A 25,061-nucleotide genomic window follows, 5' to 3' on the forward strand; every position below is an offset into this window, starting at 1 on the left:
GCGCCCCTCCCGGCGCGCGGCTTTTCCCGCGGTCTCGACCATTCCCCGGAGACGCTTCATGTCTACCCAAGCCGAACCGCCGGTGCCGGCGGAAACCCACGGCGTGAGCTTTCCAGACCGTCCCATCGGCCGGGTGCTCTTCTGGATCGCCGTCGTCTTCTCACTCTTCCAGATCGCCACCGCCGCCCATCTCATCGATATGGCCAGCCAGATCACCCGCGCCATCCACGTGGGCTTTCTGCTGGTGCTGACCTTCCCGCTCATCGCCTATGCCAAGCATGTGGGCCCGGTGATGAAGGCGCTCTGCTGGGCGCTCGCGGCGGTGGCCATCGCCGTCGCCGCCTACCAGTGGTGGGAATACCGCGACCTCATCCTGCGCGCCGGGCGACCGACCCCGCTCGACATCGCCATCGGCGTCGCGGCGCTCGTGACGGTCTTTGCGGCGGGCTATGCGATGATGGGCATTGCGCTGCCGATCATCTCGGGCCTCTTCCTCGCATACTGCCTGTTCGGGCAGTACCTGCCCTTCCCGCTCAACCACCGCGGCTATGCCTTCAGCCAGGTAATCGACCACATGGCCTACGGGACGGAAGGGATCTACGGCATCCCGATCTACGTCTCCTCAACCTATATCTTCCTCTTCATCCTCTTCGGCTCGTTCCTTGAGCGGGCCGGGATGATCCAGCTTTTCACCGATGTCTCCATGGGCCTCTTCGGGCACCGGCAGGGCGGCGCGGCCAAGGTCTCCGTCGTCTCTTCCGGGCTGATGGGCACGATCTCGGGCTCGGGGGTGGCGAACGTCGTGACCACCGGGCAGTTCACCATCCCGCTGATGAAGCGCTTCGGCTACCGGGCGGAGTTCGCGGGGGGCGTTGAATCCACCGCCTCGATGGGCGGGCAGATCATGCCGCCGGTGATGGGGGCCGTCGCCTTCATCATGGCCGAGACGCTGGACGTGCCTTACGTCGAGGTCGTCAAGGCGGCGCTGATCCCCGCCATCCTCTACTTCGCCTCGGCCTTCTGGATCGTGCATCTCGAAGCCGGCAAATACGCTCTGCGCGGCCTGCCCAAGGCAGAGCTGCCCTCGCCGCTGAAGGCGGTGAAGGAGGGCTGGATGCTGCTCGTGCCGCTGGGCGTGCTCGTCTACCTGCTCTTCGGCGGCTACACGCCGCTCTTCGCCGGCACCGTGGGCCTCGCGCTTACCGTGCTGCTCATCCTTGGCGGCTCCATCGTGCTCGGGCTGCCCGGCGGCACCTTGCGCATCCTCTTCTGGATCGGCCTCGGCCTCGTCACCGCCGCCTTCCTGGAGTTCGGGACAGAGGTGCTCTTCATCGCCGTCGCCGTGCTGCTGGTCTGGTGCGCCCTGTCGCGCGGCGGGCGGGGCACGCTGGGGCTCATCCGCGACAGCCTGGCCGAGGGCGCCCGCACGGCGCTGCCGGTGGGCGTGGCCTGCGCGCTGGTGGGCGTGATCATCGGGACGATGACGCTGACGGGGGCGGCGAACACCTTCGGGCAATTCATCGTCTCCATCGGCGAGAGCAGCCTGTTCCTGTCACTGGTGCTGACGATGATCACCTGCATCTTCCTCGGCATGGGCATCCCCACGATCCCCAACTACATCATCACCTCTTCCATCGCCGGCCCCGCCTTGCTCGACCTGGGCGTACCGCTGATCGTCAGCCACATGTTCGTCTTCTACTTCGGGATCCTGGCGGACCTGACACCACCGGTGGCGCTGGCCTGCTTCGCCGCCGCGCCGATTGCCAAGGCGAACGGGCTGCGCATCTCGATGGAGGCGATCAAGGTGGCGGCGGCGGGCTTCGTGATCCCCTTCATGGCCGTCTATACGCCCGTGCTGATGCTGCAGCCGGGCGGGCCCTTGGCGGAGTCCATCGGCTTCTGGCCGGCCGTCGCCTACGTGGTGTTCAAGACGGCGCTTTCCATCGCGCTCTGGGGCATCGCGGTGATTGGCTGGATGGGCCGCCCGCTCGGCTGGCCGCTGCGAGCGATGGCCATGATCGCTGCCTTCACGCTCATCGCCTCGCTGCCGCTGACCGACGAGATCGGCTTCGCGCTCGCCGCCGCAACCGGAGCCATCATCTGGTTCGGCGGGCGCAAGCGGGCGCAGGCATGAGCACCTGCCTTGCTGTCGGGGCGGCGCTCCTTATGCTCGCCGCCCCGGACTTCACGCTGAGCTGGGAGCACAGCGTCGAGCATACCGGCTGGCGCGAGAGCTGGAGGGTGGAGGGCGATGCCCTCCACCTCACCCGCGCCGAGGTGCAGGGCTCCGGCGCCGGGATGGAGCCGGGGCCGGAGGCCCGGCTGGTGGACGGCTGGTGGGTGTCGGAAGCCGACCTCACCGTGCCCGCCCTCACCCTCGCCGCCTCCGGCGCCACGGCCGGCGGCTGGCAGCTCTGCGCGGGCGGCACCTGCCACGAGATCGGGGCGGAGGCCGGCGCGCCCATCACCCTGTCGCCCTGCGCCGAAGGCCATTCCGCGGATGCGGGAGCCGTGGCAGAGTAGCGCCATGACCACGCGCAGCCACAGGGCCTTCTGGCCGCTGCTCTTCCTCGTCGCGGTGCTGGCGGCCCTCGCGGCGGGCACCGGGGCGTGGCACCTGTCGACAGGCGCGCTGGCACAGCGGCTCGACCGCTCGCTGGGGCTGACGGCGCGTACCATCGATTCCGAGATCGAGCGCTACCGCTACCTACCCTCGCTCGCCCTCGAAGACCCGCGCATCCGCGCTGCCGTGATCGCGCCGCAGAGCGCCACCTCCATCGAGATCGCCAGCCGCGCCCTTGCCGTCGCCGCGCGGCAATCGGGGGCCGACGAGCTCTTCTTGATGAATGCCGATGGCACCACCCTCGCCTCCAGCAACTGGCAGGACGAGAACAGCTTCGTCGGCGAGAACTACGCCTTCCGCCCCTATTTCCGCCAGGCGATGGAATGGGGCGCGGGCCGGCTTTACGCCGTGGGCGTCACCACCGGCGAGCCCGGGTATTTCCTCTCCTCCCGCGCCGAGATCGCGGGCAAATCCGCCGTGATCGTCGTGAAGGTCGACCTGCGGCCGCTGCAGCAGACATGGGCAGAGACGGGCGGCACACTGGCCGTCGCCGACCGCTTCGGCGTGGTTATCCTCTCCGGCCGTCCCGACTGGATCTACCGCCCGCTCGCGCCGCTCGGCCCCGAGCGGCTGCAGGCCATCGACGAGGCACGCGCCTTTGCGAGCATCCCGGTGACGGAACGGGCGCCGGTGCTCGCCACCTCCAGCCAGGCCCGCGTGGTGGTAGATGGCGCGCCCCGGCTGATCCGTCGTCAGGCTCTGCCCGTGGACGACTGGGTGCTGCTCGACAGCACCCCCCTCGCGCCCGCCACGCGCGCCGCCTGGCTGACGGCGGCGGTCACGCTCCTGTCCACCCTCGCGCTCGGCGCCCTCGCGCAGACCTGGGCGCAGCGCCGCCGCTTCGTCGCCATGCGCCTGAAACAGGGCGAGCTGCTGGAGGCCCGCGTCGCAGAGCGCACCGTGGAACTCGCCCGCGAGATCGAAGAGCGGCGGCGGGCGGAGGATGACCTCCGTGACGCACAGGACGCGCTTATCCATTCCGAGAAGATGGCCGCGCTCGGCCGCATGTCCGCCGCCATCGTGCACGAGATCAGCCAGCCCCTCGCCGCGATGGAGGCGACACTGGCGGCGACCCTGCTCTCAGGCCGGGTGACCGACGATTACGCCACCAGCCGCATCGAGAAAGCGCGCAGCCACATCCGCCGCATCCTGCGCACGATCAAGCATCTCAAGAGCTTCTCCCGCAAAGAGGCCGGCGTGCGCACGCCCGTCTTCGTGGATGCCGCCATCACCGGCGCGCTCGATATCGTCGCACCTCGGGCGGCGGATGCCGGCGTGCCCGTGGCTTTCGCGCCCGATGGCCCGTCGCCGGTGATCCTCGCCGGGCAGGTGCGGCTGGAGCAGGTGCTGGTGAACCTTCTGATGAACGCCCTCGACGCGGTGGCCGGGCGCGAGGGGGCCGAGGTTTCCATTACACGCCGCGTCACTGGCGGCAGCGTCGAGATCGCCGTTCTGGACAACGGCCCGGGCATCCCCTCGGGCCTGATGGCGCGGGTGATGGAGCCCTTCTTCTCCACCAAGCAAACCGGCGAGAGCCTTGGCCTTGGCCTCTCCATCTCGCGCACCATCGTCGAGGAGTTCGGCGGGCGGCTCACGCTGGACGAGGCGGGCGGCGGAGGCACCCGCGCAGCCCTCACCTTCGACGCACTGCAAGACAGGATTGCGGCGGAATGAGCGGCGAGCGCCTCTTCGTCGTCGATGACGACCCCGACCATCTGGAAAGCCTCGCCGACCTGCTCACCGCCGTTGGCTACCAGGTCCAGCCCTTCGCCTCGGCCACCGAGGCTCTGGCGGAGGCCCTTACCGCACCCCCTGCCCTCGTGCTCACCGATCTGCGGATGCCGGGGCTCGACGGCATCGGCCTCGTCACCCGGCTCACCGAGGCGGGCTGCGATGTGCCCGTGGTGCTGCTCACCGGCCATGGCGACGTCGCCCATGCGGTGCGGGCGATGCAGGCGGGCGCTGAGGACTTCCTCGAAAAGCCCTATGACGCCGAGCACCTGATGAGCGTCATCGCCCGAGCGCTGAAGACGGGGCGCCTGAAGGCCGAGGTCGCGCGGCTGCAGAGCCGCCTCGCCGAGCAGGGCGATTTCATTGGCGAGAGCCGCACCATGGCCGCGCTGCGCAAGAGCCTCGCCGAGGTCGCGCCGCTGGCGATCGACGTGGTGCTGACCGGCGAGACGGGCACCGGCAAGGAACTGGCGGCGCGCATACTGCATCGCCGCGGGACGCGCCTGGAGGGGCCGTTCATCGTGGTGAACTGCGCCCTGCTTTCGGAAAGCGGCGCCGAACGGGCGCTGTTCGGCACCGGCGATACGACGGGGCTGATCGGCGCGGCGGATGGCGGCACGCTCTTCCTCGACCAGATCGACACACTGCCGCTGGCCCTACAGCCCAAGCTCCTGCGCGTGCTGCAAACCCGGCAGATCGACGGGCCGGAAGGGGCGCGCGCGGTGGACTTCCGCGTCATCGCCTCTGCCTCCGCCCCGCTTGCCGAGGGCATCCGGGCCGGGACTTTCCGTGAGGATCTTTACTACCGGATTGCCGGATACGAAATCGCTCTGCCCGCCCTGCGACAGATCCCCACCGACGTGCCGCTGATCTTCGCGCAGTTCCTCGCCCATGCCGCCGCCCGGCATGGCCGCGAGGCGCCGGAGGTGACCTTTCAAGACCGCAAGGCGCTTCAGGCCCACCACTGGCCCGGCAATGCCCATGAGCTGAGGATCATGGCCGACCGCCATGTGCTCGGCCTCGCGCGCCCTGCGCCCGGCACCAAGGCGCCAGCAGTTACAGCGGGCCAGACGCTGCGCGACTTGGTGGCGGCCTTCGAGATGCAGGAGATCGCCCGCGTGCTCGACCAATGCGGCGGCAATACCGAGGCCGCCGCGCGGGTGCTCGGCCTGCCCCGGCGCACGCTCAACGACAAGATCGCCAAGGCCGGCCTGCCGGGCCGGAGCTGAGCCGGTCGGCGCGTTTTTCAGCCGACTGGCCGATATGGCAGCCCCGTAAGCGCCCGAGAGGCCTGCCGCCCTTGAATGTACCACAAACCCTGATACACAAGATGAACCCGTTTATTGAGGTTTCGAGCGTTTGCCTGGTAATGTGATGATTGTCGATCCGGAGACGGATCTCGAGGTTCTGCGCGGCCTCGCCTCGCCGGTGCGCCTGAGCATCCTCAAGCTGCTGCACGGCAGCGGGCCAGCCAATATCAATGACATAGCCGCCCGTCTGGAGTTGCCGCAATCGACGGTTTCGTCGAATATGTCTCAACTCGAAAGCGCCGGACTGGTGCGGACAGAGACGCGCAAAGCGCGCAAGGGCAACCAGAAGATCTGCCACGCGACCTTCGACGAGATCATGATCAGCTTTCAGCCCAATGCGGCAAAGCGGGCCACGGATTCGATCGAAGTGGCGATGCCCATCGGGCTTTATACCGGCTACGAGCTGTCCTCGCCCTGCGGCCTTTGCCGGCCCGATGGCATCGTCGGGCTGCTCGACGTGCCGGATTCCTTCCTCGATCCCGACCGGATGCGCGCCGGCCTTCTGTGGTTCACGCGCGGCCATGTGGAATACCAATTCCCCAATAATGCCAAGCTGAAGAACGGCGAACTTGAGGCGATCGAATTCACCATGGAGCTCAGCTCCGAGGTGCCCGGCACCGGCGAAGACTGGCCTTCCGACATCACCATCTGGGTCAATGGCATCGAGGTGGCGACCTGGACGTCTCCGGGGGATTTCGGCGATAAAAGAGGCACTTACACGCCGGATTGGTGGAAGCTGAAGGGCTCGCAATACGGCAAGCTGAAGAGCTTCCGCGTGACCTCCGACGGCTCCTACGTCGACGGCACGCGCATCTCCGGCGTGCGGCTGGAAGAGCTGGGGCTCGACCGGCACCATTCGGTGCGGCTGCGCGTGGGCGTCAAGCAAGAGGCGCGGCATCCGGGGGGCATCAACATCTTCGGCAAGGGCTTCGGCAATTACGATCAGGACATCATCCTGCGGATGCACCTGAAGGGCTGACGGCCCACATCTCCCCTTGACGGCGGGCAGGCCGCCGGCTTTCTATCCCGACTTACAGATATGCATCGGATAAGCCGATACGGGGGAGGATAGAATGAAAGCCAAGGTGACGGCGCACCGCGACTACCAGATCGCGCAGATTGACGACCGGCTCTACGGAGCATTTTTGGAGCATCTCGGCCGCGCCGTCTATCACGGCATCTACGAGCCCGATCACCCGACGGCCGACCAGAACGGCATGCGCGGCGACGTGGCCGACTTGGTGCGCGAGCTGGATGTGCCGATGGTGCGCTACCCAGGCGGCAACTTCGTGAGCGCCTACAACTGGGAGGATGGCATCGGCCCCAAGGAGGACCGCCCCACCCGACTCGACCTGGCCTGGCACACCTCGGAATCCAACGAGGTCGGCATCCACGAATTCGCCGATTGGTGCGAGACCGTGGGCACCGAGATGATGCTGGCCGTCAACCTCGGCTCGCGCGGGCTCGATGAGGCGCGCAACTTCGTGGAATACGTCAATCACCCCGGCGGCACCTACTGGTCGGACCTGAGGCGAGAGAATGGCCGCGAAGAGCCTTGGAACGTGAAGCTCTGGTGCCTCGGCAACGAGATGGACGGGCCCTGGCAGGTTGGCCACAAGAGCGCCGCCGAATATGGCCACCTCGCCAACGAAACGGCCAAGGCCCTGCGCGGCTTCGACAAGGGGCTGGAGCTTGTGGTCTGCGGCTCGTCTCACGCCGACATGCCGACCTTCCCCGATTGGGAGGCGACGGTTCTGGAGGAATGCTACGAGAATGTCGATTACATCTCGCTGCACATGTACTTCCGCAACCCCGAGAAAAACACGCCCGATTTCCTTGGCCTGAACGAGAAGCTCGACGCCTATATCGCCTCGGTCGCCGGGGTGATCGACTACGTAAAGGCCAAGAAACGCTCGAAAAAGCAGGTCTACATCTCGTTCGACGAGTGGAACGTCTGGTACCATTCCAACTACCAGGATCGCCCCATTTTGGGCGGCGAGAAGGGCTGGCCCCACGCGCCGGCGCTGCTGGAAGACATCTACAATTTCGAGGACGTCCTGCAGGTCGGCTGCGTGCTGAATACCTTCATACGCCGCTCGGATGTGGTGAAGATCGCCGCCATCGCCCAGCTGGTGAACGTTATCGCCCCGATCATGACGGAGAATGGCGGGCGGGCCTGGCGGCAGACGATCTTCTGGCCCTTCTACTACGCCTCGCGCTACGGGCGCGGCACCGCTCTGCAGCTGGTGACAGAGAGCCCCGGCTACGAATGCGCCCACGGCGACAACGTGCCGTATGTCGATGTCTCCGCCGTGCATGACACCGAAGGCGGCACCGTGACGCTCTTCGTCGTGAACCGGCATATGAGCGACGAGATCTCGCTCGACCTCAAGCTCGAGCAGTTCGGCGAGGTCGGCCTGATCGAGCACAAGACGATCCGCCATGACGATCTGGAGGCGGTGAACACCGCCGAATCGCCCGACGAAGTGACGCCGGGGAATGGCGAAGGGCTGCAACTTGAGGGGACAGGCCTCAGCCTGCCGCTCAAACCGCTCTCGTATCACATGATCCGCCTGTCTGTCGGCGACGCCTGAGCCGCGCTGCACAGCGGCAATTCGGCCTGATTTTGGCGGCCCGGAAGGCATTTCGGGCCGCCGCATTGCGGCATTCGCATCTATATCACCTAATCTGATGCATATCGCCAAAATCGTTGACAGAATCGAGTACTATTATACGATTAATGACGCCAGGCACCGTTCAGGGGCCGGTACAGGGAGGAAGTTATGAAACCAGCATTCGCACCTGCGGCTGCGACAGCAATTGTGCTGTCGGCTCTTTCGACGGCCGCTTTCGCTCAGGATGAGGGCGCCGCGCCGCCGCTCACCGAGTTTCCCCGCAACGAGACGCTCATCATCCAGAACCCGGAGCAGCCGGCGACCAACCCGCCGAACTTCAACCTCTGGGTCGCCGGCAATGGCGCCGGCTGGTCGACGGGCCTGCATCAGCTGACGATGGACACGCTGTGGTACATCGACCCCGATGCCGGCCTCGACGGCGCGCTCTACAACTCGCTCGCCAGCGAGCCTTGGGAGTATAACGACGACTTCTCCGAGATGACCGTGCATCTGCGCGAGGGCATCACCTGGAGCGACGGCGAAGAGTTCAACGCCGACGACGTGGTCTTCACCGTTGAAACCCAGATGGCCACGCCCGGCATGACCTGGAGCGCCGCCTTCAGCGAGAACGTTGAAAGCGTCGAGGCGGTCGACCCCTACACCGTGCACTTCACGCTCACCAAGCCGAACTCGCGCTTCCATGCGCTGTTCTCGGTGCGCTGGAACGCGGCGTGGATCATGCCCGAGCATGTCTTCAGCGAAGTCGACGACGTGCTGGCCTACCAGTTCAACCCGCCCGTCAGCCTTGGGCCATATACGCTGCACAGCTTCGACCCGAACGGCTACTGGTACGCTTGGGAGAAGCGTGACGATTGGGAGAACACCACCGTCGCCCAATATGGCGAGCCGGGGCCGCAATATGTGATCTACCGGTCGATCCCGAACTCCGACAACCGCCTGATCGAGATGCGCAACGGCAATCTCGACATGATCCACGACCTGACGCCCGAGGCCACCTTCTCGATCGTTGACGATGTCGAGACGGCGCGCGGCTGGTTTCCGGGCTTCCCCTATGCCCACCCCGACCCGACGCTGCCGATGGTGATCTTCAACACCCAGAACGAGCTCTTCCAGGACAAGCGCGTGCGCTGGGCTCTGGCGCTGATGCTCGATGCGCGGGCGATCTCGATGGCCTCCTACCGCGGCGCGGCGACCCTTTCGCCCATCGCGGTGCCGCCGACCGGCACGCATCCGCGTGACTACCACGGCCCGATGCAGCAATGGCTGACCGACTACGAGCTCGATCTCGGCAATGGCGAGACGATCCAGCCTTACGATCCGAACATCGGGTTGCAGGTGGCCGACATGGTGCGCCCGCAATTCGGCGAGGACGTGCCCACCGATGAAGACGCCATCCGCACCGCCTTCGGCTATGGCTGGTGGAAGCAGGATCTCGATGCAGCCGCGACGCTGCTGGAATCGGCCGGCTTCACCCAGGACGGCGGCGACTGGATGACGCCCGATGGCGAGCCCTTCGAGTTCACGCTCAACACCTTCTCCGATGGCGTGATCAACCGCATGGGCACCATGATCGCCCAGCAGTGGACGCAGGCCGGCGTGGAAGTGACGGCACAGGCCGATCCGCAGATCTTCGCGGATACCCTGCCCCTCGGCGATTTCGAGGTGGCGACGGCCTGGTCGATCGAGACCTGGGGCGGCGACCCCGACCTCAGCTACTTCCTCGACAGCTGGCATTCCGACTTCGTGGTGCCGCCGGGCGAGCGCCAGCCGGCGCGCAACTGGCAGCGCTGGGTCAACGAAGATCTCGACCGGATCATCGAAGAGGTCCGCGTCACCGAATTCACCGATCCGCGCAATCTCGAGCTCGGGCAGGAATTCGTGAAACTGATGGTCGACGAGATGCCGATCATCCCGGTCATGTCGTACAACGTCTTCTCGGTCTACGACACGACCTACTGGCAGGGCTTCCCCGCCGCCGAGAGCAACCCCTACGCGAACATCGTGAACAACTGGGCCAACTCTCGCTACATCCTGACCCAACTCACCCCCACCGGGGCCGAGTAACACGCCGCGCCCGGGGGAGCCTCGCCTTCCCCGGGCGTATTTTCCTCACGACCTAGGAAAGCGGGCCATTCCAGGATGAAAGCCTACCTGATCTTCGCCGCCAAGCGGCTACTGCAACTCGCCGCCGTGGTGTTTGCCGGTGTGTCTGCGGCCTTCGTGGTCGCCCATTTCTCACCCATCAGCCCGGTCGAAACGATCATCGGCCGCATCGCCGGCCAGTCGACCTTTTCGCCGCAGGCCGTGGAATCGCTCCGCGCCACGCTGACAGAGCTCTTCGGCGTCGATGAGCCGCTCTTCAGCCAGTATCTCAACTTTTGGAGCCGCTTCATCCGCGGCGATCTCGGCCCCTCGCTGATCGCCTTCCCCACCCCGGCGATGGAGCTGGTGATGCGCGCCCTGCCCTGGACGGTCGGGCTGCTCGCCGTGGCCATCATCCTGAGCTGGCTTCTGGGCAATATCCTCGGCGGGCTGGCGGGCTACTATCAGAACTCGCGCTTTCTCAAGGCCTTCGGCATCGTCGCCATCGGCGTTCAGCCGATCCCCTACTATATCATCGCCTTCCTGCTGGTGATCATCTTCGGGTTCGTCTGGCCCGTGCTGCCCATCTCGGGCGGCTTCGCCATGAACATCACCCCGGGCTGGACATGGAATTTCGTCGGCTCGGTGCTGCTTCACGCCATCCTGCCGGCCACCTCGCTGGTGCTGGCCAGCATCGGCACCTGGTTCCTCGGCATGCGCGCGCTCGTCTCGAACATCGTCTCGGAGGATTACGTGACCTATGCCGAGCTCGCAGGCGTCGACCGCAACCGCATCGTCTTCGGCTATGTCACCCGCAACGCGCTGGTGCCGCAGCTCACCGCGCTGGCTATGGCACTCGGCGGCATCTTCTCGGGCACGATCATCACCGAGCAGGTCTTCTCCTACCCCGGCCTCGGCACCCTGCTGATCCGCGCCGTCAATGGCGGCGACAGCGGGCTGGTGCTGGCCGTCTCTTCCGTGGCGGTCATCGCGGTGGCGAGCGCGATCTTCCTGATCGACCTGCTCCACCCGCTGCTCGACCCGCGCGTGAAGGTGGGCTGAGGCATGTTCACGACCTTCCGCGACCTCTTCCGCTTCAACATCGAGTTCCGCATCGGCGTGGTGCTGGTCTCGATCATCGTGATCTATTCGGCGATCAGCGTCTTCTCGCCCTACCCGCCCGAGCAGATCTACAACGTCATCCCCGACATGCCGCCCAGCACGACCTACTGGTTCGGCACCAATTCGCGCGGGCAGGACCTGTTCTGGAACCTCTCGGTCGCCTTCCGCAACACGCTGGTCTTCGGGCTGATCGTGGCGCTGCTCAGCCGGGTGATCTCGATCACGATCGGCATGGCAGCGGGGTACCTCGGCGGCTGGGTCGACCGGGTGCTGATGTTCATCAACGACATCTTCGTGGCGCTGCCGATCTTCCCGATCCTGATCCTGTTCTACTTCGTGCTGCGCAGCGACCTGAACACTTACACGCTCGCCGTCATCATGGCCTGCCTCGGCTGGGCCTTCGATGCGCGGCTCATCCGCTCGGTCGCGCTCGGGCTGCGGCACCGCGAGTTCACGCGGCAGGCGGTCTTCGCGGGCATGAGCCCGGCGCGCATCATGTTTCAGGAGCACCTGCCCTACGTGATGCCCATCGTCTTCTCGACGGCGATGGCCAACATGATCTGGTCGATCGGTTTCGAGGTGACGCTGGGCGTGCTCGGCTTCACCAACATCAACGTGCCCACCATTGGCACGACGCTCTACTGGGCGAACAACCACTCCGCGATGGTGGTGGGCATCTGGTGGTGGATCATCATCCCCGTGGTTCTGATCATCATCACCTTCCTCGGCCTGTTCCTGCTGGCCGTGTCCATGAACGAACATATCGACCCCCGCTCGCGACTGCGGCGGATGGGAGGCGGCGCATGAGCATGCTGAAGATCGAGGGCCTGAAGGCCTATTACCAGATGTCGTATTTCGACGTGAACCGCGAGATCCGCGCTGTCGACGACATCACCATGACCGTCGAACCGGGCGAGATCTACGGCATCGCCGGCGAAAGCTCCTCGGGCAAGACCTCGCTCATCAAGGTGCTCGCCGCCGCCATCCGCCCGCCCCTGCGCGTGGTGGGCGGCTCGGTGACCTACGATTTCGGCGGGCGGGCCTTCGACCCGACCAAGGCGAGCGAGGCCGAGCTGCGCGACGTGCGCTGGAAGCACCTGAGCTACATCATGCAAGGCTCGATGTCGGTGCTGAACCCGGTGCGGCGGATCGGAAAGACCTTCCGCGACTTCGCGGAGCAGCCGCTCGGCCTCACCGGGCGCGCCTTCCGCGAGCGGGTCGAGGAGCATCTGGAGAGCCTGCGCCTGCCGGCCCGGGTGCTGCGCGCCTATCCGCACGAGCTGTCGGGGGGCATGCGCCAGCGGGTGACCATCGGGCTCGCCACGATCTGCCGGCCGGAGTTCATGATCGCCGACGAGCCCACCACGGCGCTCGACGTGGTGGTGCAGAAGGATGTGCTGGCGCTCCTGCGGAACGTGCAGCAGCAGATGGGCTCGTCGATCATCTTCGTGACGCATGACATGAGCGTGCATGCCAATGTCGCTGACCGGATCGGCATCGTCTATGCCGGCCGGCTGGTCGAGGAAGGGCCGACCCGCACGCTCTTCACCGCGCCGAAGCACCCCTACACCGCGCATCTCGTCGCCTCGCTGCCGCAGATCGGCGACCGGCGGCCCCGGCCCGCGCTAGAGGGGCGCCCGCCCAGCCTTGCCGACCCGCCGAGCGGCTGCCGCTTTCACCCGCGCTGCCCGCTCGCCATCGACCAATGCCGCCACCACGTGCCGCCGATGGAGGCTGTCGGCCCCCGCCAGCGCGCCGCCTGCTGGCGCTCGGACGAGGTGACGCCGCTGGTGGAACCGGCGCTGGAGGTGCCGGCATGAGCGGGCTTCTGGAGCTGAAGGGCGTCACCAAGCGCTTCCCCTCGGGCGGGCTGCTGGCGCGGGCGACGGTGGATGCCGTGGTGGGCGTTGATCTGCTGCTGGAGCAGGCGCGGCCCGAGATCTTCACCATCGTCGGCGAGAGCGGCTCGGGCAAGACGACGCTCGCCCGCATGATTCTGGGGCTGGAGGCGCCGACGGAGGGGGAAATTCTCTTCGAGGGCCAGCCCGTCAGCCACACCAGCTTCGGCGTCGAACGCAAGGCCTTCATGGCCAAGGTGCAGCCGGTCTTTCAGAACCCCTTCGAGGCGTTCAACCCGTTGAAACGGGTCGACCGCTACCTAGCCTCCACCGCCCGCGCCTTCCGGGGCCTCAAGACCAAGGCCGCGGTCGACGCGGCGATGGATGCGGCGCTGGTGGATGTGGGGCTCAGCCTCGCCGAGGTGAGCGGGCGCTATCCGCACGAATTGTCGGGCGGGCAACTGCAACGCGCCGCCATCGCGCGGGCGCTCGTCTGCCAGCCCAAGGTGCTAATCGCCGACGAGCCGGTCTCGATGGTGGATGCCTCGCTGCGCATGTCGATCGTCAACCTGCTGCGCCGGCTCTGTGACGATCAGGGCGTGACGGTGATCTACATCACGCACGACCTCGCCACGGCCTATTATATCTCGGATCGCATCATGATCATGCAGAAGGGCCGCGTGGTAGAGACGGGGCCGGCCCGCGCCGTGCTCGACGACCCGGCCCACCCCTATTCGCGGCTCCTGAAGGCCAGCGTGCTCTCCCCCGCCGATGCGGGCCAGGGCGACCTGGAGCCGGCGACGGACCTGCTGAATGCGAGCAACGCCGCGCTGGCGGCGGCGTCGCAATCGCGGCTTCAGGCCGGGGCGGATGGGCGGCTGGTGAGGGGCTAGCCGCCCCTCAGGTCGCCGCCGCCCTGTCGGCCTCGGTCAGCTCGGCGGGGATATCGTCGAAGCTGGCGTAGTTCAAGCTGTAGAGCTGCGAGTACAGCCCCTTGCGCGCCATCAGCGCCTCGTGGTCGCCCTCTTCGATCTTCACGCCCTGCTGCAGCACCACGATGCGGTCGGCATTGCGGATCGTCGCCAGACGGTGCGCGATGACGAGGCCGGTGCGCCCTTCCAGCAGCTTCTCCAGCGCCTTTTGCAGCTGCATCTCGGTGTGGCTGTCGATATTCGCCGTGGCCTCGTCAAGCACGAGGATGCGGGCATCGGCCGCTAGCGCCCGCGCGAAGCTGAGGAGCTGGCGCTGCCCGAGGCTGAGGTTGCTGCCGCGTTCGTCGAGCATGGTGTCGAAGCCGTCCGGCATCGCCATGATGAAGTCATGGGCGCCCACGGCCTTTGCTGCCTCGATGACATCGGCGTCGCTCGCCCAGTGCGAGGAATAGCGGATGTTGTCCATCACCGTGCCGGTGAAGAGGAAGGGCTCCTGCAGCACCATGGCGATGTGGCGCCCGAGGCTTTCCTGCGTGAGGGCGCGCACGTCATGCCCGCCCACTAGCACCTGCCCCTCCTGCACGTCGTAGAAGCGGTGGATGAGCGAGATCGAGCTCGACTTGCCCGAGCCGGTCGGCCCGACAAGCGCCACCCGCTCGCCCGAGGCGACCTTGAAGCTCACATCCTTCAGCACGGGATGCGCCGGGTCGTAGCCGAAGGTGACATTGCGGAACTCGACCGCGCCGTCATCGTCATCGCTCAGCGCCACGGCATCGGGCGCGTCCTGCACATCGACCTCGACGTCGAGCACCTCGGTCAGCCGGTGGCCCGAGGCCATGGCGCGCTGCATGACCGAATATTGCATGGTCAGCGAGCGGATCGGGTCGAAGAAGCGCTGGATGTAGAAGAGGAAGGCCACCATCACGCCCACGTCGATGCGGCCATTCACCACCATCAGCCCCCCCACGACGACGACCACCGCCATGGCGATGCCGGTCAGCGTGTCGACGATGGGGATCATGATCTGCGCCAGCCGCGAGGCCTTGATCTGCGCTTTGTAGGTGCGCTCGGTCAGGTCGCCGTAAAGCTCGGCATTCAGCCGGGCGCGGTTCATCGCCTGCACGGCGCGCACGCCGTGAATGGCCTCGGCCAGCGCGCCGTTTGCCACCGAGTTGGCCTCGTGCGCCGCGATGAAGGCGGCGCGGGCCTTGGCGAGCCAGAGCACCCGCACGACCAGCAGGATCGGAAGCACCATCAGCACCAGAAGCGCAAGCTGCCAGTCGAGCCAGAGCATCACGCCCACGATGCCGATCAGCAGGGCGATATCGCCCACCGACTGCACGGAGGTTTCGAGGAATTCCTGCATCGAGTTCACGTCGCCCTGCAGGCGCGACATGAGGCGGCCGACCTCCGTCTTGTCCATGAAGGAGAGCGAGACATGCTGCAAGTGGCTGAACATTTTGCGGCGTATGTCGAAGAGCACGTTCTCCGCCACCTGCCCCGTCACCCGCTCCTGCAGGAGCGAGGCGACATAGTTCACCAGGATCGCGACCGCGAAGAGCCCGACGATGCCGGCCAGCAGCCCGCCGGGCGCGCCCGGCGCCATGCCATGGTCGATCGCGTAGCGGATCAGCAGCGGGATGGTGAGCTGCGACAGGGTGAAGACGAGTACCGCGGCCACGGCCAGCCAGACCTTGGGCTTGTAGGGCTCCACGAAGGCCCAGATGCGCGAGACGACCTTGCCGTCGAAGACGCGTCCGAAAATGTCTTCCTCAACGCGGGTCGAGCCGACGACGGCGCGCATCCGGGGGCGGCCATCGTCATGCGGGTCGCGGGGTTCGCCGGTGCGGGTGGGGCTCATTGGTCTGCCTCCTCGGTCAGCATGTCGGCCTCGGGATGCATCTGCAGATCGTGCAGGGCCTTGTAGCGCCCGCCGAGCGCCAGAAGCTCGTCATGGGTGCCGCGCTCGACGATCTGGCCGTCTTCCATGAAGAGGATGCGGTCGGCATGTTTCAGGCTGGCGAGCCGGTGCGCCACGATCAGCGTCACCCGGTCCTTCGCATAGTCGCGCAGCGCCTGCCGGATGCGGCTTTCGGTGCCGGCGTCGATGGCGGCGGTGCTGTCGTCGAAGATCAGCACGGCGGGCTCCGTCATCAGCGTGCGCGCGATGGACAGGCGCTGGCGCTGCCCACCCGACAGCGACACGCCCCGCTCGCCCACCACGGTGCCGTATTGCTGCGGCAGGCCCAGCACGTAGTCATGCAGCTGCGCACTGTCGGCCACGCCGCGAATGCGCCGCTCGTCGCTGAACGGGCTCGCATAGGCGATGTTGTTCTCGATCGAGGTGGTGAAGAGGAAGCTGTCCTGCTGGACGATGGCCACCGCCTCGCGCACCGAGCCGAGCGAGACATCGCGGATGTCCTGCCCGTCGATGGTGATGGCGCCTTCGGTCGCGTCGTAGAAGCGGGGCAGCAGGTGCATCAGCGTCGTCTTGCCCGCGCCCGGCGCACCGAGGATGCCGATGGTCTCGCCGCGTTTGGCCTCGAAGGAGATGCCGCTTACAGCCCGACGGCCGGTGCCGTGATAGGCGAAGCCCACGTTCTCCAGCGTCAGCGTGCCGTCCGTCACCTTGAGGTCGGGCGCATCCGCGGCCTCGGTGATCTCCTCGGGCATGTCGAGCAGGCGGAAGAGGCGCGTGCCGCAGGTGGAGGCGCGGGCATAGGCGTTGACCATCAGGCCAAGCTGGCGAACCGGCATCTGCAGGATGGTCATGAAGGTCAGGAAGGTGGCGAGCGTGCCGACCGTGATCTGCCCCGCCGCGACCTGCCGCCCGCCATAGAGCAGCACCAGCCCCATGGCAGCGAAGAAGGCCAGCGTCATGGCCGAGGTGTTCCGCACCCGCACGTCGATGCGCTCGTGGCTGTATTCGAGCGCGTCCTTCGAGGAGGCGTCGAACTTTGCCATCTCGAAATCCTGCGCGGCGAAGGCGCGCACAACGCGGATGCCGGCGAGGTTCTCTTCCATCTTCTGGCTGAGCACGCCGAGCTTTTCCTGCAGGATCAGCCAGGTCTTGCGCAGCTTGAGCTGCATGACAGAGCCGCGCCACGCCGCGAAGGGCACGAAGGACAGGGCCAGCAGGCCGAGGATGACATCGGCGCTCAGCAGCATCCACGCCCCGATACCGATCAGCAGCGTCAGAAGGAGGGTGCGGACCAGCGCCGTGGAGAAATACATCCGCACCCCTTCCAGATCGAGCATCCCCACGGTGATGAGGTCGCCCGAATGGGTTCGGTCGTGAAAGGAGAAGGGCAGCCGCTGCACCTTGGCGTAGATGTCGCCGCGCAAATCCTGCGCCAGCGCATGGCCCACCGACTCGCCGGCGTAGTTCTGCACAAGGGTGAAAAGCCCGCGCAGCACGCTCGCCGCGAGCAGTGCTAGCGCGATCAGCACCAGCGCGCGCACATCGGGGCTTTCCCCCTCCATCGCGACGGTCTGGTCGACGGCGCGTCCGAGGATGAAGGGGATCGACAGCTGCATCGCCACCGCCGGCAGCGTCGCGCCCAGCGCGATGGAGGCGCGGCCGGGGTAGCGGAAGCACATGCGGGTGATGCGGGCGATGGCGCCGAGGCCCGCCTGACGGTCGACGCTGGCCGTCCGGCGAAACACGCGCTCGTCTGAGCTGTCGGCGTGAGTCTGGTCGGTCATGGCGGCATCCTTCAGGTGGCATCGCGGGGTGGCGGGGGCCCGGAGCGAAGGGCGCAGCGCAGCCGGAAGCGGAGGGGCAGCACCCTGTCGGGCGGCTCTTCCTTGTCTCGGCAGGCTCCAATGGCATCAACCAGCGGCGGAGCGCAAGGCGGCAGCCCCCGCGAGGGAGGCGAGACCCTGCCGGAAGGATCAAGGGAGGATGAGGAAAGGTCGTGCCCGGCGGCGCCGGAAAGTCCCTTCTCAGGGCGCGATCAGGGCTACGACACCGCGCCGGGAGGGAGGTCCCGGCGCGGCGGCTGCCACCTAGCAGGCCTGGCTGAAGCGGGCTTCGGCGGGGACGCTGACGGTGTCGAACCTCTGGGCAATGAGGCGCGCATAGGCGAAGTCGGCGAGCGTGAGGCGGGTACCCTCAAGCGTGCCGGCACCGGCCATGTCGGCCAGGGCGGCGCCGGCGGTGGCGAGAAGCCCCTCCAGCTCCGGCTCGGCGGCGTGCTCGGCCAGATCGACGGTCCCGAAGCACATCAGCGCCTCGATAATGCGCCCGGCCTGCGCATCCGCCGGGCTCAGCCGAAAGCCGCGCGCCCCTGTCAGGCGCCCGTCAGCCACGGCGGCCTGCCAGATGCCGGTGGCTCCGGCGTTGTGCACATAGCCCTCGGCAAAGCGCGAGATGGCCGAGGGGCCGAGGCCGACGAGCGTGGTAGCGCGGTCGGTCGTGTAGCCCTGGAAGTTGCGGTGCAGCGTGCCCTCTCGGGCCGCAACGGCCATGCTGTCGCCGGGCTTGGCGAAATGGTCGATGCCGACCGGCTCGTAGCCCGCCCGCACCAGCGTCGCCCGGGCCAGCGCCGACAGGTCGAGCCGCTCTTCGGGCGTGGGCAGCGCGGCTTCGGGGATGAGCTGCTGGCGACGGGCCGTCCATGGCACATGCGCATAGCCGTAAAGAGCGATGCGATCCGGCCCCAGCTCCAGCACCCGCGCGAGGGTAGCTAGCAGGCGATGCGGCGTCTGATACGGCAGGCCGTAGAGAAGATCGACGTTGATGCTGTCGACACCGCGGGCGCGCAGGCCGTTGATGGCCGCCTCCGTCACCTCGGCGGATTGCTCGCGCCCGATGGTCGCCTGCACCAGCGGGTCGAAATCCTGCACGCCGACAGACGCTCGCCGCAGCCCCAGCTCGACCAGTGCGTCGAGGCGGGGCTCGTCGCATTCGGTGGGGTCGATCTCGGCGGAAACCTCGGTGGCCTCGGTGATCGGGAACGCCGCCTTCAGCATGGCGCCGAGGCGGGCCAGCCTGTCCGGCGAGAGCAGCGTGGGCGTGCCCCCGCCCAGATGCAGCGCCGAGATCGGCACGCCCTGCGGCAGATGGCTGCGGACGAGGGCGATCTCCTCCTCCAGATGGTCGAGATAACGGTCGAGCGGCGCATCCGTCCGCGTACCTTGCGTCCGGCAGGCGCAGAACCAGCAGAGCCTCCGGCAGAACGGCACATGCACGTAAAGCGAGATGGGCTCGGCCGGGTTGACGTTGCGCAGCCATTCTTCCTGGCTCTGCGCCCCGATCTCAGGCGTGAAATGGTTGGCCGGCGGGTAGCTGGTGTAACGCGGGACCCGGGCGGTCAAAAGCGCGGAGCGCAGGCGGTCATGTGTCATGGCAGCGTTGTAGCTTTCGCAACGGCCCGCACATTGATCGACGTCAAAGCGGAGAATATACCGTTGATATGACCAAGCTTACTCCCATCGTCGGCTGCGAGGCCTGCCCGATCCGCTTTAACGCTGTCTGTGCAGACTGCGACGCCGCAGAACTCGCGATTCTCGAGCGCGCGAAAAGCTACCGGACCTTCCCGGCCGGCACCCGCCTGGCCGAAGCCGGCGTGCCGCTGACGCATTTTTCGTCGCTCGTGACCGGCTATGCGACGATGTCACGCACGCTGGAAGATGGGCGCCGCCAGACGGTTGGCCTGCTCCTTCCGTCCGATTTCATCGGGCGTCCGGGGCGGCAGACCTCGGCCTATGATGTCGAGGCGCTGAGCGAGGTCACGCTTTGCCGGTTCGAGCGCGGCACCTTCGAGCGGATGGTGCGCGAGACGCCGCATATCGCCTCGCGCCTGCTGACGATGACGCTTGATGAGCTCGACGCCGCCCGCGACTGGGCTGTGGTGCTGGGCCGCATGACGGCGCGCGAGAAGGTCGCCGCCTTCTTCGTCAGCCTTGCGCGGCGCCATGCCAGCGCCTCGGGCATCAAGCGGCCCGAGCAAGGCGTCATGCTGCACCTGCCCCTCTCGCGAGAGGCCATCGCCGACCACCTTGGCCTGACGATCGAGACGACGAGCCGGCAGATCACCGCCCTGCGCAAGGACGGCCTGATCGAGACGCCCGGCAAGCGCGACATCCTGATCCCCGACTTCGAGAGCCTCGCCCTCGAAGCCGGAGAGGATGACGACGGCGGCCTGATCGTCTGACCGCCCCACCCTACCGCGCCAGCAGGAGCGGCAGGTCGGAGGGCGCCAGCAGGTCGCGCGTCACACCACCAATCAGCGCCTCGCGCAGCCTCGCATGGCCATAGGCCCCGGCGACGAGCAGGTCGGCCCCAACCTCGCGCGCCCGCGTGGCCAGCGTATCTGCGACGCGCCGGCTGCCCTTCGGCAGCGCCGTCAGTTCCGGCTCGATGCCCCGGCGCGACAGCATGACGGCGAGCGCCTGCCCGAAGCCCTCATAGGGCGGGTCGACCATGACGATCTCGACGCTCTTCGCCTGCGCCAGAATGGGCAGGGCCGCGCGAACGGCCGACAGTGCGACATCGCTGCCATCCCAGCCGATCACCACCGTGCCGACGTCGCCAAGGTCGCGATCCGTCAGCAGCAGCGGCGCGTGCGAATTGTAGAGCATCGCTTCGAACAGCCGTGCCCGCGCCGGCTCTGCCACGACAGCACGCGGCAGGCAGACGAGATCGGCAAAGCGCAGGCGCTGCGCCATCTCGATGGCAACGGCAGAGCCCTCGCGCTGCGGCACGCTGACCGACCAGGCGATCTCTTCGCGGGAGAGGCGAGCTTCGGCTTTCTGCCGCACCTCCTTCAGGGCTTCGAGCCCTTCTTCCAGCAGGCGCGTCACCGTGACGGCGTCGGGCGTGAGATAGGGCGAGATATCGAATTGCGCCGTCTGGGCGCAGAGCACTTCCAGATGCATGCCAAAGCGGCGCGCATTGGCGATGGCGGTATCGAGGGGTTCGGGCCCGTCGATATCGAGGGCGAGCGTGGCGAGCGTTCCGTTCTGCATGACAGGGGCCTCCTTCGCCCCTGCCCTCTTCTACGCCTTTTGCCCCGCCGGCCGCGTTGATCAGGATCAATCGGCGCCCTCTCACTCGATCTTGATCCATGTCAAGGCAGCGCCCTGCCGCTCCTGCGAGGAGCACCCCGACAACCGGCGAACTGCCGGGCAATTCCTGCCGGGGGACCATATGGATATCTTGAAGCTCGTCCTGCTGGCCATCGTGACACTGCTTGCCGCGATGGCTGCGAATTTTGGGCATGACCTTGCCTATACCGTTCACGCCGTCATCGTGATGCTCGTCGCGGGCGGCCTGTTCATCTACTTCCTGCGCGGCACGGGCGAGCCGCGCACACCGCCAGACCCACATGCCTATATGGACGGCCCAGTCCGCGCCGGCGTCATCGCCACCGCGTTCTGGGGCATCGCGGGCTTTCTCGTCGGCGTGTTCATCGCCTTCCAGCTGGCCTTCCCCGAGCTGAACTTCGACTGGTCCGAAGGCTACGCCAATTTCGGGCGCCTGCGCCCGCTGCACACCAGCGCAGTGATCTTCGCCTTCGGCGGCAACGCCCTGCTCGCCACCTCGTTCTACGTGGTGCAGCGCACCTCGGCGACGCGGCTCTGGGGCGGCAACGCGGCATGGTTCGTGTTCTGGGGCTACCAGCTCTTCATCGTGCTGGCCGCCACGGGCTACCTGCTCGGCGCCACGCAATCTAAGGAATATGCCGAGCCCGAATGGTACGTCGATATCTGGCTGACCATCGTCTGGCTGGTCTATCTCGCCGTCTTCCTCGGCACGATCATCAACCGGCGTGAGCGGCACATCTACGTCGCCAACTGGTTCTACCTCGCCTTCATCGTGACGGTCGCGCTGCTGCACGTCGTCAACAACATCTCGATCCCGGTCTCGATCTTCGGCTCGAAGTCGGTGCAGGTCTTCGCCGGCGTGCAGGATGCGATGACGCAATGGTGGTACGGGCACAACGCCGTGGGCTTCTTCCTGACGGCCGGCTTCCTCGGCATGATGTACTACTTCGTGCCGAAGCAGGCGAACCGCCCGATCTACAGCTACAAACTGTCGATCATCCACTTCTGGGCGCTGATCTTCCTCTACATCTGGGCCGGTCCGCACCACCTGCACTACACGGCGCTGCCCGACTGGGCCTCGACGCTGGGCATGGTGTTCTCGATCATGCTGTGGATGCCAAGCTGGGGCGGCATGATCAACGGCCTGATGACGCTGGAAGGCGCCTGGGACAAGATCCGCACCGACCCGATCATCCGCATGTTCGTCGCCTCGCTCGCCTTCTACGGCATGAGCACCTTCGAAGGCCCCGTCATGTCGATCCGGGCGGTCAACTCGCTCAGCCACTATACCGACTGGACGATCGGCCACGTGCACTCCGGTGCGCTCGGCTGGAACGGCCTAATCACCTTCGGCTGCCTCTACTTCCTGACGCCCAAGCTCTGGGGACGCGCGAAGATGTACTCGATGGGTGCGATCAACCTGCACTTCTGGCTCGCGACGCTCGGCATCGTTCTCTACGCCGCCTCGATGTGGGTCTCGGGGATCATGGAAGGCCTGATGTGGCGTGAAGTCGACGCGCAAGGCTTCCTCGTGAACTCCTTCGCCGACACCGTTGCCGCCAAGTTCCCGTACTACGTGGTGCGCGGCCTCGGCGGGACCCTCTACCTCACCGGCGCCCTCGTCATGGTCTGGAACATGTGGATGACCATCCGCAAAGCTCCGGCCTACCAGGGCGTCTCGAACGAAGCCATTCCCGCGGAGTAACGCCATGACCGAGCATAACGATAAGGTTCCCCCGCCGGGTGAAGACCCGACCACCAAGACCCTGAAAGACGTGAAGGATGGAGAGGTGCCCAACGAGCTGCCGCCCGAAACGGGGCTGATCGCCAAGCACGGCATCATCGAGCGCAATGCGACGCTGCTGCTGGTCTTCTCCTTCCTCGTCGTCACCATCGGTGGCATCGTCGAGATCGCGCCGCTCTTCTGGCTGGAGAACACCATCGAGGAAGTAGAGGGCGTGCGCCCCTACTCCCCGCTGGAGCTGGCCGGGCGAGACATCTACGTCCGCGAGGGCTGCTACGTCTGCCACAGCCAGATGATCCGCCCGATGCGCGACGAGGTCGAGCGCTACGGTCACTACAGCCTCGCCGCGGAGTCGATGTACGACCACCCGCACCAATGGGGCTCCAAGCGCACCGGGCCGGATCTGGCCCGGGTGGGCGGCCGCTATTCGGATGAATGGCATGTCGACCACTTCACCGACCCGCAGTCGGTGGTGCCGGAAAGCGTGATGCCGAAGTACGACTACCTCGCCCGCACCGAGCTCGATTACGAGCATATCGAGGACCTGCTGCGCACGCATGCCTTCGTTGGCGTGCCCTACACCGACGAGATGATCGAGGTGGCAAGCGCTGACATCCGCGTCCAGGTCGACCCGTTCGGCGACTACGACGGGCTGCTCGAGCGCTATCCCGGCGCGCAGGTGCGCAACTTCGACGGGCGCGAGGAGCTCACCGAGATGGATGCGCTGATCGCCTATCTGCAGATGGTCGGCACGCTCGTCGACTTCTCCACCTTCATCGCTGACTCGAGCCGCTAGGAGGACATGCCATGCACGAGACTTACACCCTCCTCCGCGAAATCGCCGACAGCTGGGTTCTCCTCGCGATGACGGCCTTCTTCGTGGGCTGCTGCCTCTGGGCCTTCCGCCCCGGCAGCCGCGCCATCCACGCCGACGCAGCGGACGCCATCTTCCGCGAGCCGGAAGGCGACCGCCCGGCCGCCAAGCCGACCAAATCGGGGATCTGACATGACCCAGAAACGCAAAGACCCCGTCACGGGGCGCGAGACGACCGGCCACCAGTGGGACGGTATCGAAGAGCTCAACAACCCCCTGCCCCGCTGGTGGCTGTGGACGTTCTACGGCACCATCGTCTTCGCGCTGGTCTACGTGGTGCTTTACCCGGCCTGGCCGCTGGTCAATCGCGCCACCGGGGGTGTCCTCGGCTGGTCGACCCGCGGCGAAGTGGCGGCCGAGCTCTCCGCCGTGGAGGCCTCTCAGGCCGAGATGCGCGCCGCGCTGACCGAGGTCGACCTCGCCGCGCTGCCCGCCAATGAAGAGCTCAACGCCTTCGCCACGCGTGCCGGGGCTGCCGTCTTCCGCACCAATTGCTCGCAATGCCACGGCTCGGGCGCGGCGGGGGCGGTGGGCTACCCCAACCTCCTCGATGACGACTGGCTCTGGGGCGGCACACTGGAAGAGATCGCCTACACGGTGCGCCACGGTGTGCGCAACGAAGACGACCCCGACGCGCGCTGGTCGCAGATGCCCGCCTTCGGCGACATGCTGTCGCGCGACGAGATCGACACGCTCGTGGCCCATGTCCAGTCGCTGCCCTCGGGGGCAGACCCGCTGGCCGGCCCGGGGGGCGAGCTCTTCTACGACAATTGCGCCTCGTGCCATGGCGACGATGCCAAGGGCGACCGCTCGATTGGTGCGCCGAACCTGACGGATGCGATCTGGCTCTATAGCGACAGCACCGAGCGGCTGACGCAGATCATCTCCGAAGGTCCGTTCGGTGTCATGCCCGCCTGGGGCCTGCGCCTCAGCGAACCCGAAGTGCGCGCCGTGGCCGCCTATGTGCACGGTCTCGGCGGCGGTGAGGCCCAGGTCGGCGAAGAGCCGGTGCCGGAAGATACCCCGGCGCCCGCGGAAGACCCCGCGCCTGACGAGGCGGATGCGCAAGCGTCCGACGAGGCGCCGGCAGAATAGGCTGCAGCAGGCCTGTTCGCACCA

At 66.8% G+C, this 25,061-nt stretch carries 20 protein-coding genes; 16 read left to right on the forward strand and 4 right to left on the reverse strand.

Annotated features, from left to right (window positions below):
- Positions 1 to 58: 58 nt before the first annotated feature.
- The 11 genes from ACXN5S_RS06745 to ACXN5S_RS06795 all read left to right on the forward strand — a co-directional run bounded on the left by ACXN5S_RS06745 (position 59) and on the right by ACXN5S_RS06795 (position 14,235).
- Positions 59 to 2,134 carry a TRAP transporter permease gene (locus ACXN5S_RS06745; RefSeq protein ID WP_458604636.1) on the forward strand — a complete coding sequence of 692 codons (2,076 nt, stop codon included), beginning with the start codon at positions 59 to 61 and terminating at the stop codon, positions 2,132 to 2,134.
- Positions 2,131 to 2,523 carry a DUF1850 domain-containing protein gene (locus ACXN5S_RS06750; protein WP_458604637.1) on the forward strand — a complete coding sequence of 131 codons (393 nt, stop codon included), beginning with the start codon at positions 2,131 to 2,133 and terminating at the stop codon, positions 2,521 to 2,523. Before ACXN5S_RS06745 ends, ACXN5S_RS06750 begins: the two co-directional genes overlap by 4 nt.
- A 4-nt stretch (positions 2,524 to 2,527) precedes the next feature.
- Positions 2,528 to 4,297, forward strand: coding sequence for a sensor histidine kinase (locus ACXN5S_RS06755; protein WP_458604638.1), 1,770 nt, complete (start codon positions 2,528 to 2,530; stop codon positions 4,295 to 4,297).
- A complete protein-coding gene (locus ACXN5S_RS06760; protein WP_458604639.1) occupies positions 4,294 to 5,583 on the forward strand; it encodes a sigma-54-dependent transcriptional regulator in 1,290 nt (429 codons plus the stop codon). Before ACXN5S_RS06755 ends, ACXN5S_RS06760 begins: the two co-directional genes overlap by 4 nt.
- A 145-nt stretch (positions 5,584 to 5,728) precedes the next feature.
- Complete coding sequence (locus ACXN5S_RS06765; RefSeq protein ID WP_458604640.1) at positions 5,729 to 6,643, forward strand: ArsR/SmtB family transcription factor; 915 nt, start codon at positions 5,729 to 5,731, stop codon at positions 6,641 to 6,643.
- A gap of 94 nt (positions 6,644 to 6,737) precedes the next feature.
- Complete coding sequence (gene arfA / locus ACXN5S_RS06770; RefSeq protein ID WP_458604641.1) at positions 6,738 to 8,258, forward strand: arabinosylfuranosidase ArfA; 1,521 nt, start codon at positions 6,738 to 6,740, stop codon at positions 8,256 to 8,258.
- A gap of 189 nt (positions 8,259 to 8,447) precedes the next feature.
- Positions 8,448 to 10,364 (forward strand): ABC transporter substrate-binding protein, encoded by a 1,917-nt coding sequence (locus tag ACXN5S_RS06775; protein ID WP_458604642.1) that lies wholly within the window; start codon positions 8,448 to 8,450, stop codon positions 10,362 to 10,364.
- A 75-nt stretch (positions 10,365 to 10,439) separates the two neighbouring features.
- Entirely contained in the window at positions 10,440 to 11,444 is a 1,005-nt protein-coding gene (locus ACXN5S_RS06780; RefSeq protein WP_458604643.1) for an ABC transporter permease, read from the forward strand.
- 3 nt (positions 11,445 to 11,447) lie between these two features.
- Complete coding sequence (locus tag ACXN5S_RS06785) at positions 11,448 to 12,311, forward strand: ABC transporter permease (RefSeq protein WP_458604644.1); 864 nt, start codon at positions 11,448 to 11,450, stop codon at positions 12,309 to 12,311.
- Positions 12,308 to 13,324: an ABC transporter ATP-binding protein gene (locus ACXN5S_RS06790; protein WP_458604645.1), complete on the forward strand. Its 1,017-nt coding sequence runs from the start codon at positions 12,308 to 12,310 to the stop codon at positions 13,322 to 13,324. The genes ACXN5S_RS06785 and ACXN5S_RS06790 overlap by 4 nt, the downstream gene beginning before the upstream one ends.
- The gene (locus ACXN5S_RS06795; protein WP_458604646.1) at positions 13,321 to 14,235 is read left to right on the forward strand and encodes an ABC transporter ATP-binding protein; all 915 of its coding nucleotides are present in this window, start codon (positions 13,321 to 13,323) and stop codon (positions 14,233 to 14,235) included. Before ACXN5S_RS06790 ends, ACXN5S_RS06795 begins: the two co-directional genes overlap by 4 nt.
- Positions 14,236 to 14,242: 7 nt before the next feature.
- On the opposite strand, the gene ACXN5S_RS06800 is transcribed toward ACXN5S_RS06795, so the two are convergent.
- From ACXN5S_RS06800 to hemN, 3 genes are all read right to left on the reverse strand, one after another.
- The gene (locus ACXN5S_RS06800; protein WP_458604647.1) at positions 14,243 to 16,135 is read right to left on the reverse strand and encodes an ABC transporter ATP-binding protein; all 1,893 of its coding nucleotides are present in this window, start codon (positions 16,133 to 16,135) and stop codon (positions 14,243 to 14,245) included.
- Positions 16,132 to 17,979 carry an ABC transporter ATP-binding protein gene (locus ACXN5S_RS06805; RefSeq protein ID WP_458604648.1) on the reverse strand — a complete coding sequence of 616 codons (1,848 nt, stop codon included), beginning with the start codon at positions 17,977 to 17,979 and terminating at the stop codon, positions 16,132 to 16,134. Before ACXN5S_RS06805 ends, ACXN5S_RS06800 begins: the two co-directional genes overlap by 4 nt.
- Before the next feature lie 303 nt (positions 17,980 to 18,282).
- Positions 18,283 to 19,623: an oxygen-independent coproporphyrinogen III oxidase gene (hemN, locus tag ACXN5S_RS06810; protein ID WP_458604649.1), complete on the reverse strand. Its 1,341-nt coding sequence runs from the start codon at positions 19,621 to 19,623 to the stop codon at positions 18,283 to 18,285.
- Between the two features lie 68 nt (positions 19,624 to 19,691).
- Here hemN and fnrL point away from each other — a divergent pair, with 68 nt between their 5' ends.
- Positions 19,692 to 20,432 (forward strand): transcriptional regulator FnrL, encoded by a 741-nt coding sequence (gene fnrL, locus ACXN5S_RS06815; RefSeq protein ID WP_458604650.1) that lies wholly within the window; start codon positions 19,692 to 19,694, stop codon positions 20,430 to 20,432.
- Between the two features lie 10 nt (positions 20,433 to 20,442).
- On the opposite strand, the gene ACXN5S_RS06820 is transcribed toward fnrL, so the two are convergent.
- Positions 20,443 to 21,246: a universal stress protein gene (locus ACXN5S_RS06820; protein ID WP_458604651.1), complete on the reverse strand. Its 804-nt coding sequence runs from the start codon at positions 21,244 to 21,246 to the stop codon at positions 20,443 to 20,445.
- 181 nt (positions 21,247 to 21,427) lie between these two features.
- Between ACXN5S_RS06820 and ccoN the strand changes: the two genes are divergently transcribed.
- From ccoN to ccoP, 4 genes are read left to right on the forward strand one after another with little or no spacing between them, the layout of a single operon-like run.
- Positions 21,428 to 23,029 (forward strand): cytochrome-c oxidase, cbb3-type subunit I, encoded by a 1,602-nt coding sequence (gene ccoN / locus ACXN5S_RS06825; protein ID WP_458604795.1) that lies wholly within the window; start codon positions 21,428 to 21,430, stop codon positions 23,027 to 23,029.
- A gap of 4 nt (positions 23,030 to 23,033) precedes the next feature.
- Positions 23,034 to 23,864: a cytochrome-c oxidase, cbb3-type subunit II gene (gene ccoO / locus ACXN5S_RS06830; RefSeq protein WP_458604652.1), complete on the forward strand. Its 831-nt coding sequence runs from the start codon at positions 23,034 to 23,036 to the stop codon at positions 23,862 to 23,864.
- Between the two features lie 11 nt (positions 23,865 to 23,875).
- Complete coding sequence (locus ACXN5S_RS06835; protein ID WP_458604653.1) at positions 23,876 to 24,073, forward strand: cbb3-type cytochrome c oxidase subunit 3; 198 nt, start codon at positions 23,876 to 23,878, stop codon at positions 24,071 to 24,073.
- 1 nt (position 24,074) lies between these two features.
- A complete protein-coding gene (ccoP, locus tag ACXN5S_RS06840; protein ID WP_458604654.1) occupies positions 24,075 to 25,037 on the forward strand; it encodes a cytochrome-c oxidase, cbb3-type subunit III in 963 nt (320 codons plus the stop codon).
- Positions 25,038 to 25,061 lie beyond the last annotated feature (24 nt).

The sequence above is a fragment of the Pseudoroseicyclus sp. H15 genome, from assembly GCF_054353345.1.

Coding starts and splice junctions, on each gene's coding strand:
- ACXN5S_RS06745 (WP_458604636.1), top strand. CDS start 59: ATGTCTACCCAAGCCGAACCGCCGGTGCCGGCGGAAACCCACGGCGTG.
- ACXN5S_RS06750 (WP_458604637.1), top strand. CDS start 2,131: ATGAGCACCTGCCTTGCTGTCGGGGCGGCGCTCCTTATGCTCGCCGCC.
- ACXN5S_RS06755 (WP_458604638.1), top strand. CDS start 2,528: ATGACCACGCGCAGCCACAGGGCCTTCTGGCCGCTGCTCTTCCTCGTC.
- ACXN5S_RS06760 (WP_458604639.1), top strand. CDS start 4,294: ATGAGCGGCGAGCGCCTCTTCGTCGTCGATGACGACCCCGACCATCTG.
- ACXN5S_RS06765 (WP_458604640.1), top strand. CDS start 5,729: ATGATTGTCGATCCGGAGACGGATCTCGAGGTTCTGCGCGGCCTCGCC.
- arfA (WP_458604641.1), top strand. CDS start 6,738: ATGAAAGCCAAGGTGACGGCGCACCGCGACTACCAGATCGCGCAGATT.
- ACXN5S_RS06775 (WP_458604642.1), top strand. CDS start 8,448: ATGAAACCAGCATTCGCACCTGCGGCTGCGACAGCAATTGTGCTGTCG.
- ACXN5S_RS06780 (WP_458604643.1), top strand. CDS start 10,440: ATGAAAGCCTACCTGATCTTCGCCGCCAAGCGGCTACTGCAACTCGCC.
- ACXN5S_RS06785 (WP_458604644.1), top strand. CDS start 11,448: ATGTTCACGACCTTCCGCGACCTCTTCCGCTTCAACATCGAGTTCCGC.
- ACXN5S_RS06790 (WP_458604645.1), top strand. CDS start 12,308: ATGAGCATGCTGAAGATCGAGGGCCTGAAGGCCTATTACCAGATGTCG.
- ACXN5S_RS06795 (WP_458604646.1), top strand. CDS start 13,321: ATGAGCGGGCTTCTGGAGCTGAAGGGCGTCACCAAGCGCTTCCCCTCG.
- ACXN5S_RS06800 (WP_458604647.1), bottom strand. CDS start 16,135: ATGAGCCCCACCCGCACCGGCGAACCCCGCGACCCGCATGACGATGGC.
- ACXN5S_RS06805 (WP_458604648.1), bottom strand. CDS start 17,979: ATGACCGACCAGACTCACGCCGACAGCTCAGACGAGCGCGTGTTTCGC.
- hemN (WP_458604649.1), bottom strand. CDS start 19,623: ATGACACATGACCGCCTGCGCTCCGCGCTTTTGACCGCCCGGGTCCCG.
- fnrL (WP_458604650.1), top strand. CDS start 19,692: ATGACCAAGCTTACTCCCATCGTCGGCTGCGAGGCCTGCCCGATCCGC.
- ACXN5S_RS06820 (WP_458604651.1), bottom strand. CDS start 21,246: ATGCAGAACGGAACGCTCGCCACGCTCGCCCTCGATATCGACGGGCCC.
- ccoN (WP_458604795.1), top strand. CDS start 21,428: ATGGATATCTTGAAGCTCGTCCTGCTGGCCATCGTGACACTGCTTGCC.
- ccoO (WP_458604652.1), top strand. CDS start 23,034: ATGACCGAGCATAACGATAAGGTTCCCCCGCCGGGTGAAGACCCGACC.
- ACXN5S_RS06835 (WP_458604653.1), top strand. CDS start 23,876: ATGCACGAGACTTACACCCTCCTCCGCGAAATCGCCGACAGCTGGGTT.
- ccoP (WP_458604654.1), top strand. CDS start 24,075: ATGACCCAGAAACGCAAAGACCCCGTCACGGGGCGCGAGACGACCGGC.